This window comes from Mediterranea sp. ET5 (assembly GCF_023337025.1).
GTDB lineage: Bacteria > Bacteroidota > Bacteroidia > Bacteroidales > Bacteroidaceae > Phocaeicola_A.
Genome location: NZ_JAMBLN010000021.1, coordinates 21,572 through 33,959, shown reverse-complemented (window position 1 = coordinate 33,959; position 12,388 = coordinate 21,572). Strand labels below are relative to the sequence as shown.

General features: G+C 49.5%; 9 protein-coding genes. 7 read left to right on the top strand and 2 right to left on the bottom strand.

The features are described from left to right. Positions 1-163: 163 nt before the first annotated feature. Positions 164-1,897 carry a glycoside hydrolase family 43 protein gene (locus M3087_RS12005; protein WP_249096058.1) on the bottom strand — a complete coding sequence of 578 codons (1,734 nt, stop codon included), beginning with the start codon at positions 1,895-1,897 and terminating at the stop codon, positions 164-166. Positions 1,898-3,220: 1,323 nt separating this feature from the next. On the opposite strand from M3087_RS12005, the gene M3087_RS12000 reads away from it, so the two are divergent. Both M3087_RS12000 and M3087_RS11995 read left to right on the top strand, forming a co-directional pair. Beyond that, on the top strand, positions 3,221-4,105 hold the full coding sequence (locus tag M3087_RS12000; RefSeq protein WP_249096054.1) for an Rpn family recombination-promoting nuclease/putative transposase: 885 nt from the start codon (positions 3,221-3,223) through the stop codon (positions 4,103-4,105). Positions 4,106-4,132: 27 nt separating this feature from the next. Further along, positions 4,133-4,453, top strand: coding sequence for a hypothetical protein (locus tag M3087_RS11995; RefSeq protein WP_249096049.1), 321 nt, complete (start codon positions 4,133-4,135; stop codon positions 4,451-4,453). Positions 4,454-4,461: 8 nt separating this feature from the next. Here M3087_RS11995 and M3087_RS11990 read toward each other — a convergent pair whose 3' ends face one another. Further along, on the bottom strand, positions 4,462-5,712 hold the full coding sequence (locus tag M3087_RS11990) for a transposase (RefSeq protein ID WP_249096047.1): 1,251 nt from the start codon (positions 5,710-5,712) through the stop codon (positions 4,462-4,464). Between the two features lie 457 nt (positions 5,713-6,169). Between M3087_RS11990 and M3087_RS11985 the strand changes: the two genes are divergently transcribed. The 5 genes from M3087_RS11985 to M3087_RS11965 all read left to right on the top strand — a co-directional run bounded on the left by M3087_RS11985 (position 6,170) and on the right by M3087_RS11965 (position 12,235). Beyond that, positions 6,170-7,498, top strand: coding sequence for a nucleoside hydrolase-like domain-containing protein (locus M3087_RS11985; protein WP_249096036.1), 1,329 nt, complete (start codon positions 6,170-6,172; stop codon positions 7,496-7,498). 685 nt (positions 7,499-8,183) lie between these two features. Further along, complete coding sequence (gene metF, locus M3087_RS11980; protein ID WP_249096033.1) at positions 8,184-9,137, top strand: methylenetetrahydrofolate reductase [NAD(P)H]; 954 nt, start codon at positions 8,184-8,186, stop codon at positions 9,135-9,137. Between the two features lie 12 nt (positions 9,138-9,149). Next, entirely contained in the window at positions 9,150-10,274 is a 1,125-nt protein-coding gene (gene holB, locus M3087_RS11975; RefSeq protein WP_022384804.1) for a DNA polymerase III subunit delta', read from the top strand. Between the two features lie 48 nt (positions 10,275-10,322). Further along, positions 10,323-11,762, top strand: coding sequence for a regulatory iron-sulfur-containing complex subunit RicT (gene ricT, locus M3087_RS11970; RefSeq protein WP_249096029.1), 1,440 nt, complete (start codon positions 10,323-10,325; stop codon positions 11,760-11,762). Continuing rightward, the gene (locus tag M3087_RS11965; RefSeq protein ID WP_249096028.1) at positions 11,759-12,235 is read left to right on the top strand and encodes a gliding motility lipoprotein GldH; all 477 of its coding nucleotides are present in this window, start codon (positions 11,759-11,761) and stop codon (positions 12,233-12,235) included. Before ricT ends, M3087_RS11965 begins: the two co-directional genes overlap by 4 nt. The last annotated feature ends 153 nt before the right edge of the window (positions 12,236-12,388 follow it).

Genomic DNA, 12,388 nt, shown 5'->3' with positions numbered 1-12,388 from the left:
CTCTTTGTTTGTTTCTTCATTCCCCATTGAGGCGGCTTCAGCTGTTGTCAAACAGGCAGCCATGTTTTTCTGGTCCCATCATATATTCCGTATTTTAGATTGTGAGGTTCTTTGCAAGGACGCACGGACGGACCGTGCGCCCCTCGTTATAAGGTCATGAAAATCATTTGCAGGTAGCATACGGACCGACAACACTTCCGGTGAAGCCTCCGGCTGTGGCGGTCGACAGGAAGGAGGCATCGATGTCCTTGCACAGTGCCGTCCACTCCTTGTCACCATCAAAGGCATAGTAGAAGTCATAGTGTGTGCCTCTCGACACGACTTTCAGGCGGATGGCAGCCTCATCGCTGCGGATGTCATTGGACGCCAGGGTCTCGGTGCTCTCGCCAATCTTCTCCAGCGTCAGGACTCTCTTCTCTCCCTGTTTGCCCACGGCGAGGAAATACTGGTGTGTCTCGTCCTTGAAGAGCAGCAGTCCTGCCTTCTGTCTTTCATCGGACGGATTGAACAGCATGCGGGTGGTGCACTCAAACTTGTGGTGTTGCATGCGGCGTGCGACAAAAGCCGGCGTGTCCTTGTCCGAAGCGCTGACATCTGCACAACGCAGCGTCAGGTAACCCGGCGTATCGGACAGCGAGTAAAGCTCGGCGGCAGGAGCACGCAGGGTGAGCCACTCCATGCCCAGCTTGTCTCCGTCAAAATTGTCAGTCACAGCGAAATTGCCGAAGGTCACGGTCGAGTCGCGCTGCACACCCTCGCGGCGCTCTATCATGGGCACGACCTCGTTGCCCTGGGTGATATAGGGGAATCCGTCGTCGCTCCAGCGGACGGGCATCAGGAAGGTCTCGCGACCCAGGTTCTCAAACTTGTTGTCGATGGGACGGCAAGCCAGGAACACGGCCCACCAGTCACCCTCTTTCGCCTGAATGAGGTCGGCATGTCCCGCACAAGTGACGGGATTCGGACGGTTGCCGTCCAGATGACGTTGCGTCAGGATGGGATTGTTCTTCCAGGGGGTAAAGGGACCCATGGGCGATTCTCCACGGAAGATGACTTCCGAGTGCCACGTGCTGGTGCCGCCCTCGGCATCCATCAGGAAGTAATGTCCGTTGATTTTATACATGTGCGGTCCCTCGATCCAGATGGGCTTCTCTGCGGGGTTCACACCTTTGTTGACCAGGATTTTGCGCGGACCCACAGTCTTGTCGGTCTTCACATCGAACTCCTGCACACGGATGGTACGGTGACCGTCGTACTCAGGTTTGCCGTCGGGTGCGTCGTCGTTGTTGACGATGTATGCCTTGCCGTCCTCGTCAAAGAAGAACGAAGGGTCGATGCCACCCACCTCGGGCAGCATGATGGGGTCTGACCATTCGCCGAAGGGGTCCTGGGTCTTCACGAAGAAGTTTCCGGCGCCCACGTTGGTCGTCACCATATAATAGGTCTTGTTATGAGGATTGTAGGAGATGGCAGGTGCGAAGATGCCTCCGCTGACGTGTTGCCCTTTCATGTTGACCAGTTGCGACGGACGGGTCAGCACATTGCCTACCTGCTTCCAGTTCACCAGGTCACGGCTGTGGAAGATGGGCACACCGGGAAAATAAGTGAAGGTAGAGGTAACGAGGAAATAGTCGCCTTCCCCGTTGGTACAGATGCTGGGGTCGGAATACCATCCCGGCAGGATGGGGTTGTAGAACGAGGCACCGTCAGGGAGAGGATTTTCCTTGTAGAAGTCGTCGTCACCCTGGTAGACAAAGTCGTCGAACAACGCGGTGGAATCTTTCACTGCCGGCAGGTCGTCAGTCCCTGCCGAGGGATTGCATGCACACATGGAGCCTATCACACCCGCCGAAACCAGGAGGGCCGATAGGACTGCGGAAGAAAATTGCTTATTCATCAACGCAAAATTTAAGGATTAATATTTTTAGCTTTCGCAAGCCCAAGTGGCAGCAGGCAAGAGGGTGCAGGAGCCAACTGACCGGTTGAGCACAGGCGAAACTTTCGTTCGTTGTTCAAGTTCATCAATAAATCCGATTGTCTTCCAAGGAAGGCAGCTGACGAGTTCTCTGAGTAAAAACAAGTGTCGTTCTGTACAAAGGACGGTGCTCTTCATGGTGATGAATAATCCTTTATCCACAGGCGATATTTATTTTTCGCGACAAACTTACGAACAAGTGTTTATATACATAAAAAATAACGTTTCATCTTTATTTGAAATCTTTACTCAGTCTGCAAATTTTGTTACATTTTCATTTGATTTCGTTTCACGCAAGAGTATAACAATTTATAAAACAATTGATTAAAGAAAGAAACATCTATTTCTCCTTGCTCCACCACTGACGATAGGGGTATGAGCCCCTTCAAGCCCCCTTTTAACATACCATGAAGACTTCATGGAATTTTTTGCGGTGTAAATTCCATTGCCGGTATCAGATTTTCCCGCTTCCTCCCATCCCTTCCCATACTTCCGGACCTCCCTTTGTCAAAATGTCAATCTGTCAAACGAAGGGCTTCAAAAATCCCTTCCTCGCATCCAAAGACGAGTCGGAGCCGAAAAACTGCATTCTCAGGCGATTCGCAAAACACACATTGTCGCATTTCTCCGGGAAACAAGATCTGGTGAAAAGCATTTATCACATTTCCCCTCCAAAAAGAAACGAGATATGGAACAGACCGAGCATTATCACACTTTCCAATCAGAGGGAACGACGAACAAACCAGAGGTGAATAAACATAAAATAAAGTTCAATTTCCCTAAAACAAGACTTTCACTCTCCGAACATTTGACATCGGGAGCTCAAACAATATTGTTTCACTCGTCAAACAATATTGTTTCACGCATCAAACACTTGTGTTTGGCAACTCAAACAATATTGTTTCGCGGTATAAACATGCATTTTTCGCCCTGATTTGGAATATTCATGCACGCCGACCTGCATGGATATTCCTAAAAAAGCCTACTTTGAGCGATTTTTCAAAAGCACGCGTTAGCTGAAAATGCCATTTCATCCATTTCCGTCAACCAAATATCCGGTTCCGGCATCAATCTGTCAAAGCACAATTCCTCCATACAAGGCTGTACACTCCAGTTCGAAAAGCACGCCGGAAGTGTGAAAAAGCAAAGCACTTCCTCAAATAGTCCGCTGAAAAAGAGGCATAATCCAACAAAACACTTACATTTGCATGGTAAACAGTACAAACCCCTAAACCTTAACAAGCCATGGGAAGATTCATCAACCCCTTTACAGATGTCGGATTCAAACGCATCTTCGGTCAGGAAATCAACAAAGACCTCCTCATCGATTTTCTGAACTCACTGCTGGTCGGCGAACGTCACATCGAGGACATCACCTTCCTTGACAAGGAGGTATTGCCGGAAATGCTGGAACGACGCGGCGTCATCTACGACATCTATTGTACCGATACGAACGGGGAACAGTTCATTGTGGAAATGCAGAACCGCGAACAGACCTACTTCCGTGAACGCGCCCTGTATTATGTGTCACGAACCATCTCCCGACAGGGAGAACGCGGGATGCACTGGCAGTTTGACCTCAAGGCCGTCTATGGAGTCTTTTTCATGAACTTCGTTTTGAAAGGCTCCGCCCACAAACTACGGACCGACGTCATCCTCGCTGACCGCGACACCCATGAGCAATTCAGCGACAGGATGCGCATGATTTTCCTGGAGCTGCCGTCCTTCACCAAGGAGGAGGATGAATGTGAGACCGATTTCGAACGTTGGATATATGTATTAAAGAATATGGAGACCTTACAAAGATTACCGTTTAAAGCCCGCCAAGCCGTCTTCGACAAACTGGAACAGATTGTCGACATCGCCTCATTGTCCAAAGAGGACCGCATGAAGTACGACGAGAGCATCAAGATTTACCGGGACAATCTTGCCGTCATGAGCTTTGCGGAAGCAAACGGAAGGGAGAAAGGTAGAGCCGAAGGGCGTGAAGAAGGACTCGAAGAAGGCAGAAAAGAAGGACGAGCTGAACAAAATATTGAAAACGCCCGTAAAATGAAAGCTAAAGGATTTCCAACAGAATTAATTGCTGAAATCACCCAACTTAGCAAAGAAGACATCGAACAACTCTAACTTCGAACTTGTAAACCAAGACACACTATGGAAGAATCACCACTCATCAAAATGATCAATGAGAAGTTCAAATGCATCTCACACATTACCGACATATCTGCACTGTCCAAAGAGGACCGCATGAAGTACGACGAGACCATAAAAATTTACCGGGACTATCTTGCTGTAATAAGTTTCGCAGAAGCTACTGGACGGGAACAAGGCTTCAAAGAAGGACTGGAAGAAGCACGTAAAGAAAGACTGGAAAAAGAGGAAAAGGAAGGACGGGTAGAAGAAAATATTTCCATAGCCCGCCAAATGAAAGCCGATGGATTACCTACTGAAATTATTATGAACTCAAGTTTCTGATTTAGCTTTTAGGCAGTTTGTGCATATGCCTGTAGTGCTTCCAGCCTCTTGTTGTTTTCGATAAGCTGACGCATCAGCGTGTCCTCATCTGCTCCAGTGAGTTCTGCAACTATGCCCACCACTTCAACAATTATTAGCCATATTTTCTCTACAACCGTCAGTTCGTAGGCTCCTGTATACACATCCTTGAAAAGTCCTCCTATGGTTTCGTAATCCAGACTTCTTTTCAGTAAGGCCAATAAGTTATACCGTATCATGACCAGCGAAACATGTGCCAGTTGGGCAGTGAAGTCCCGTGCGGAGCAATCGGCCAGTCCAAGCAGTCGTTTGCTATCGGCAAAGAAGACTTCAATGGCCCAACGCATGGCGTAGATTTCGTATGCGCGCATGAAATCAACCGATGTATCGGTAGTGAGCAGCATTCTCCATCCCTCAGCTTTGCCGCGCCGGCAGAAGAACAGACGGACCTGCCGTGTGCCCAGTTTCACATCGGTCATGGCATAGTGAATATGGTAACGTCTGCTGTACCTTATCTGTCTTGAGGATGAAAGCCTGCCGAGAATGGCTCTGGCTGAAAGGTCTCCCCATGAGGTGGAATACTTTGTATTACCCATTTTCGCCATGCCAAGCAGATGAAACTTCTTATGGCAGCTGCATACAAAATCCACAAGCCCGGTATTTGTAAACCAGCTGTCAACCAGCAGATAATCAAAAGGAATCCTGTAGCGGATAGCGGCCTTGACCATCTCTATCAGCTTCTCGCCCTTACCCATGAAGTATTCTTCCTTACGTCCGGCTGCGTGGGAGCCTGCATCGCGTTTACGCTCATAGCGCCTTTTGCGTTGTTCGGCCGTCATCCCCTGTTCCTTGCCTTCCACCTTACCCTTCTCGCCATGAAGGGAAACGTCGAGCATGAACTGGGTGCGACCATCGCTCCAGCACAGCATGAGGGCCTTATACCCGAGAATACACTTCTGATGTATATGAGAGAAAATCTTGCCTATTGCCTCCATCCGGAATCCTGTCTTGGGCAGATCGGAATCATCAGCTATAAGAACAGCCGGAAGATGACTCTTCTTGAAATCCTTACGGCAGGTTATGGAAGAGACAAGCGTAACGGACATACGGTAAATCAGCCTGCGCCAATTGATATGGTCCTGTGCCATGAATGAATAGAACACATCCTTTCTGCCGCCAAACATACGATTGAGTATGGAGTTTTTATAATGTGAGAAACCTTTTATGGCAAAGAATGGCATCAGTACGATAAGTTGGAATACCTATAGATTGGTCAGTTGGCAGTTGCTCCTTTTATTACCGCCCAGACTGCGGTTGTCAAAACGGAGGGAGACAAGAAGGGTGGAAAACATATCCATGATGGAACTTTTTCGTTTTTCACTGAAAAAATTCTTGAGTTCTGACGGAATATTAGTATATTTTGCTCATGGCTTTGAGATGTGAAATTAGTCGTTTGAACACTACTAATTTACTCAATTTCTGTTATATACAGAAATTCTCAAAGCCTTTTTTATTTACTTCTCAGCGAAATATTCTAAATCCGAAACTTGAGTAAATAAGTATTTTCAAGTTATTCTTGTTCATAAGTTTGGGATTCTTTAATTAAAGTAGGTTTATTATTAAATACCGGTTCTAGGTGAACAAGCATTTCATCGGACTGGTATTTTTATTATATTTACTGCATGAAATAATATGGATATGAAAAAGCTGTTATTTTTATTTATTACTTTAGTTTGTACTTTTGTAGTTTCTGCCCAAAGTACATCATGTAAACAAAGATTGATTGTGGCTACCGATTTGGGTGGTGCAGATCCTGATGACACACAATCATTGATACATCTTTTGGTTTGTTCGGATGTTGTAGATATTGAGGGAATAATAAGTTCCTCCTCATGGATAGATTGTCCGGACTGGACTGCTGAAATTATAAAAGTGGTAGACGGTTATTCAATGGTTTTGCCCATGTTGAGGAAACATTCCGATGGCTTTACTGATGCTGATTATCTGAAATCTGTTGTGAAACGTGGGCAAGCTGTTTCGAACATGGCAGGTGTAGGCGAAGGAAAGGATTCTCCTGGTTCTGAACTCATTATTTCTGCTGTCGATAAGCAGAGTGATTCCCGACCAGTGTGGCTTTTAGCATGGAGTGGTATGAATACCATAGCTCAGGCAATATGGAAAGTTCATGAAAGTAGAACTTCTGAGGAGTTTAAGAGGTTTGTTGCTAAGATACGTATATACGATGTGTTGGGACAAGACGATGCCGGGGCATGGATTGCAAAGCATTTTCCTGAAATACAGTATATACGCAATACTCAGGTTTACGGATGTGGTCCGTCTGATGAGTGGATAGCAGAGAATGTGCAGTCAAAAGAACCGTTCGGAGCAACATATCCCGACAGAAAATGGGCAGCTGAGGGAGATACACCTTCTTTCCTTTATGTATTGGCTAACGGATTAAATGTGCCCGACAGTGTCTCATACGGTGGATGGGGAGGAAGGTTTTCAAAAGAACCTGTTGCAGGTGTAAGAGGTATGGATTTTATAGAAAAATCTGGTAAGAGTGAAGCACAGTATGATACATACTATATGTATGCTAGTGCACCAGAAGGTGTTAATGCTATAAATAAATGGAAGGAACATATTCTGAACGATTTTGCTGCAAGGATGATATGGACAACTACTTCTGAATATTCAGAAGCCAATCATCACCCAATAGTTGTTATAAACAATGATTCTACTTACAATCATATCAATATTGAGGTATCAGCAGGAGAAACATTATTGTTGGATGCATCTTCTTCGTTCGATCCTGATAATGATGATTTGCATTATGAGTGGATGGTGTATAATGAACCAGGAAGCTATAAAAGAACTGTTAGCCTGAATTATGATAATATGGGGAAATGCAAGGTCATTATACCAGATGATGCAAGAGGGAAGAATTTCCATGTTATATTAGTTTTAACTGATGATGGTGTTCCATCTCTTACTGCTTATAGAAGATTTGTCATAGACGTTAAATAAAAGATTTATTAATCCTGCCAGTTGATTGATATTATTGCGATAAGACAATAATGTCATAATTCTAAGTATATTCATACCACATTTCACTTTCACATCCTTCACATATCACTTCAATAACGCATAATAATTATTCTCGTTCTTGCGGTACTCCTTTTCCATTTCGGAATAGTCAGTTAACTGTCCATCACAAAACTTATAACTTGGGAACATTATGGTTTTCATTTAATTTGTAAATATCTTATAGAATCTCTAAAAGTACGTTGCAAACGGATATAACTCTTTGTCGTTTGACACGTGTCGGATGAGTTTCTGACAGCTGTCAAACGAATTTCCGACACGTGTCAGACAATTGTCCGACAGCTGTCAGACGATAAAGGGTTCCTGGAATTTTAGAACTTGACACAAACAGTCTTTGAATAATTGATAAAATTGGATATGTCTTCCGTGAAAATCCTGGCATGAGTTTCTGGGTGGAGATAAATTTAAAATCCGAAACTTGAGTTATGAAATATACCCAACTTACTAAAGAAGACATCGAACAACTCTAATCCTGGAGAAAGCGATGGGAAAGAGCCAAAGATGAAGACAGTCTCCTCACAAAAATAAAGCAGCAAACGTTTTGTCACACCCCATGCGTTTCATTATCTTTGCCCGTTAAAGACAAACAAACGACAAACACCGACGCATGAAAGTTATCGATTTGATCAAGGAACACCAGAAGACAGCTTTCTCTTTCGAGATTCTTCCACCCCTCAAGGGGACGGGCATTGAACGACTCTACCAGACCATCGACACGCTCCGCGAGTTCGAGCCCAAATACATCAACATCACCACCCACCGCAGCGAATACGTCTACAAAGACCTAGGCGGGGGACTTTTCCAACGCAGCCGCCTGCGTCGCCGTCCCGGAACGGTTGCTGTGGCTGCCGCCATACAGAACAAATACAACATCACCGTGGTGCCCCACATCCTGTGCAGCGGCTTCACCCGGGAAGAAACGGAATATGTATTGCTCGACCTGCAGTTCCTCGGCATCACCGACCTCCTGGTGCTGCGCGGTGACAAGGCACGACATGAGAGCATGTTCACTCCCGAAGTGGACGGATATGCACATGCCATCGAACTGCAACAACAAATCAACGACTTCAACCGCGGCGTGTTTGTCGACGGGTCGCCCATCAAAGTCACCGGGACACCCTTCCACTATGGAGTGGCATGCTACCCCGAAAAACACGAAGAGGCACCCAACATGGAGTCGGACATCTACTGGCTGAAGAAGAAGGTGGAGGCAGGAGCGGAATATGCCGTGACGCAACTCTTCTATGACAACCGGAAATACTTCGACTTCGTGGAACGGGTACGCCGCGAGGGCATCGACATCCCCATCATCCCGGGCATCAAGCCCTTTGCCAAGCTCTCGCAACTCAACATGATTCCGAAGACGTTCAAGGTCGACCTCCCCGAACCACTTGCCTCGGAGGCCGTCCGCTGCAAGACTGATGAGGAAGCTGCCGCACTGGGAGTGGAATGGTGTGTGGCACAATGCCGCGAACTGATTGCCGCCGGCGTTCCAAGTATCCACTTCTACACGGTGTCGGCTGTCAACAGCATCCGCGAAGTGGCAAAACAAATCTTTTAAACCGAAGACTTTATGTATTTCAAGGACATCATCGGACAAGAGACAGTCAAGCAACGGCTGCGACTGGAGGTACGCGAGGGACGCGTCCCCCATGCACAGCTCTTCGCCGGTCCGGAAGGGACGGGAGCACTGCCGCTTGCCATAGCCTATGCCCGCTTCCTGCTCTGCACACGGCGGGGGGAAGAGGACGCCTGCGGGACCTGCCCCTCGTGTGTGAAGCTCAACAAGCTGGCACATCCCGACCTCCATTTCGTGTTCCCCGTGGTCAAACGGAAGGGAGGGGGCGACACGGTGTCCGACGACTATATACGCGAATGGCGCGAACTGGCCATCAGCACGCCCTACTTCGGCATGAACCACTGGCTCGACGCCATGGGAGCCGAGAACCAGCAGGCACAGATTTTCGTGAAAGAGAGCGACGAGCTGGTGCGCAAACTCAGCCTGAAGTCCAGCGAAGGAGGCTACAAGGTGGTCATCATCTGGCTACCCGAGAAGATGAAGGTGGAGTGTGCCAACAAGTTGCTCAAGCTACTGGAGGAACCGCCGGCACAGACCGTGTTCCTGCTGGTGAGCGAAGAGCCTGACCGTATCCTGCCCACCATCCTCAGCCGCACACAGCGCATCAATGTTCCCCGGCTGGAGGATGCCGAGATTGCTGAGGCACTGAAGGCCCGCTTCGGACTTCAGGACACCGATGCAGCCGAGACGGCACGGTTGGCGGAGGGAAGTTACCTGCAGGCACTCGAAATCATCCACCTGAGCGAAGACACCCAACTCTTCTTCGGACTCTTCGTGAGCCTGATGCGCCTGGCATACCAGCGCAAGGTGAAGGAGATGCGCGAATGGAGCGACACCGTGGCAGCCATGGGACGTGAACGGCAGAAGGACTTCCTGACCTACTGCCAGCGCATGGTGCGGGAGAGCTTCGTGTCGAATTTCCACCGGAAGGAGATGAACTACATGAACCGCGAGGAGGAGAACTTCACCATCCGGTTTGCCCCGTTCATCAACGAGCGCAACGTGATGGGCATCACCGACGAGCTGGCGGAGGCACAGACACACATCGAACAGAACGTCAACCCGCGCATGGTGTTCTTCGACTTTGCCTTGAAAATGATTGTACTATTAATACAGTGACGTCCGTCCCACGGGAAGGGCTTCACGCCACCTAAAAACAACAAGTTTATGGATTTCAAACTGAGAAACGGCTGCGGCAGGCTATGTGCCAAGGGATGCGGCCGACAAGATAACAAGCTGAACACCTACGACTGGCTCGCCGACATCCCCGGAGGAGACGAGGTCTGCGACATGGTCGAGGTGCAATTCAAGAATACCCGGAAGGGATACTACAAGAACAGCAACAAGCTGAAACTGGAAAAAGGCGACATCGTCGCCGTCGAGGCAAGTCCGGGACATGACATCGGTACCGTGACCCTCACGGGACGGCTCGTACCGCTCCAGATGCGGAAGGCAAACCTGAAGCCGGATGCCGAGATACGCCGCATCTACCGCAAGGCAAAGCCGGTGGACATGGAGAAGTATGCCGAGGCAAAGGCGAAGGAGCACGACACGATGATCCGCTCACGCCAGATAGCCGCAAGCCTCAACCTCGACATGAAAATCGGCGACGTGGAATACCAGGGCGACGGCAACAAGGCCATCTTCTACTACATCGCCGACGAACGTGTGGACTTCCGCCAGCTCATCAAGGTGCTCGCCGAGGTGTTCCGCGTACGCATCGAGATGAAGCAGATCGGCGCCCGTCAGGAGGCAGGACGCATCGGCGGTATCGGTCCCTGCGGACGGGAGTTGTGCTGCGCCACCTGGATGACCAACTTCGTCTCGGTATCTACCAACGCCGCACGCATCCAAGACATCTCGCTCAACCCGCAGAAGCTCGCCGGACAGTGTGCCAAGCTGAAGTGCTGCATGAACTACGAGGTGGATGCCTACGTCGAGAGTGCCAAACGTATGCCTTCCCGTGAGATTACACTGGAGACAAAGGACGGCACCTATTACTACTTCAAGTCGGACATCCTCAAGGGACTGGTCTCCTACTCCACCGACAAGAACTTCGCCGCCAACCTGGTGACCATCACCGGCAGACGCGCCTTCGAAGTCATCAACATGAACCGCAACGGAGCCAAACCGGACAGCCTGCTTGAAGAGACTCCCGTCGCCGAGAGCAAACGGTCCATCGACCTCCTGGAGCAGGAGAGCCTGACCCGCTTCGACAAGAGCAAGAAGAACAAGAAAAAGAAGAAGAACGGTGCCCAGGCTGCCGGCAACCAACCGTCCGCCAATGCCGAAGGGAGAAAGCAAAACGCCTCTTCCGCTGAAAACAAGAAGGGAGGAGAACCCAAGAAACCCCAGGGCGAGGCACGAAACAAGCCGCAGGGTGAACCCAGGAACAGACAGCCCCAAGGTGAAGCCCGGAACAAGCCCCAGGGCAAAGACAGGCAACCTGCCGCCGCTGCCAGCGGAGAACGCAAGCCGGGTAACAACCCCAAGCGACGCAACAACAACGGCAACCGTCCGCCGAAAGAGGGCAACAAGGGACCGCAGGGACAAGCGCCCCAGGCACCCCAGGATGCCCGTCCCAACCCAGACAACAATCCCCAATGAGACGCTCCTGCAAACAGTTCATACAATTATTCTTCCTGCTGCCGGCGGCACTGCTGTCGGCAGCAGGTTGTCATGCACCCCGGGGGTACCATGCTTTCCAGAGTCTGCCGACTAACGGATGGAAACGCGGCGACACCCTGCTCTTCACGCTCCCCCGGCAAACGGAGCCTCAGCACTATCATGCCCGCATCGAAGTACGCCACACGGGCGACTTCCCCTACCGCTCCCTATGGCTGGTCGTCAGCCGGAACACCGTCGACTCGCTCACCTTCCGGACCGACACCATCGAGTGTGTCCTGACCGACCCGAACGGACACTTCGACGGAGATGGCATCAACAACCTCTATCAGAAGAGCTTTCCCCTCCCCGACCTTACCCTCCCTGCCGGCTTCACTCCCACCGTCAAGATTGCCCATCACCTGCAGGACCGTTACCTGACAGGCATCACCGACGTCGGTATCCGCCTTTACTGATTCCCCTTTTTCCCTACCGTGTTTTGTTCAGCGGAAGCCACTTTACACCTTCCCCACTTTCCGCTCCCTCTCCCATCAGTCCGGCACCTGCCGCTACCTATTCCAGAAACACCTGTCGCCTATGCCGCAAAGAGCGACAGGAAAACTCCTGAC

Coding starts and splice junctions, on each gene's coding strand:
- M3087_RS12005 (WP_249096058.1), bottom strand. CDS start 1,897: ATGAATAAGCAATTTTCTTCCGCAGTCCTATCGGCCCTCCTGGTTTCG.
- M3087_RS12000 (WP_249096054.1), top strand. CDS start 3,221: ATGGGAAGATTCATCAACCCCTTTACAGATGTCGGATTCAAACGCATC.
- M3087_RS11995 (WP_249096049.1), top strand. CDS start 4,133: ATGGAAGAATCACCACTCATCAAAATGATCAATGAGAAGTTCAAATGC.
- M3087_RS11990 (WP_249096047.1), bottom strand. CDS start 5,712: ATGCCATTCTTTGCCATAAAAGGTTTCTCACATTATAAAAACTCCATA.
- M3087_RS11985 (WP_249096036.1), top strand. CDS start 6,170: ATGAAAAAGCTGTTATTTTTATTTATTACTTTAGTTTGTACTTTTGTA.
- metF (WP_249096033.1), top strand. CDS start 8,184: ATGAAAGTTATCGATTTGATCAAGGAACACCAGAAGACAGCTTTCTCT.
- holB (WP_022384804.1), top strand. CDS start 9,150: ATGTATTTCAAGGACATCATCGGACAAGAGACAGTCAAGCAACGGCTG.
- ricT (WP_249096029.1), top strand. CDS start 10,323: ATGGATTTCAAACTGAGAAACGGCTGCGGCAGGCTATGTGCCAAGGGA.
- M3087_RS11965 (WP_249096028.1), top strand. CDS start 11,759: ATGAGACGCTCCTGCAAACAGTTCATACAATTATTCTTCCTGCTGCCG.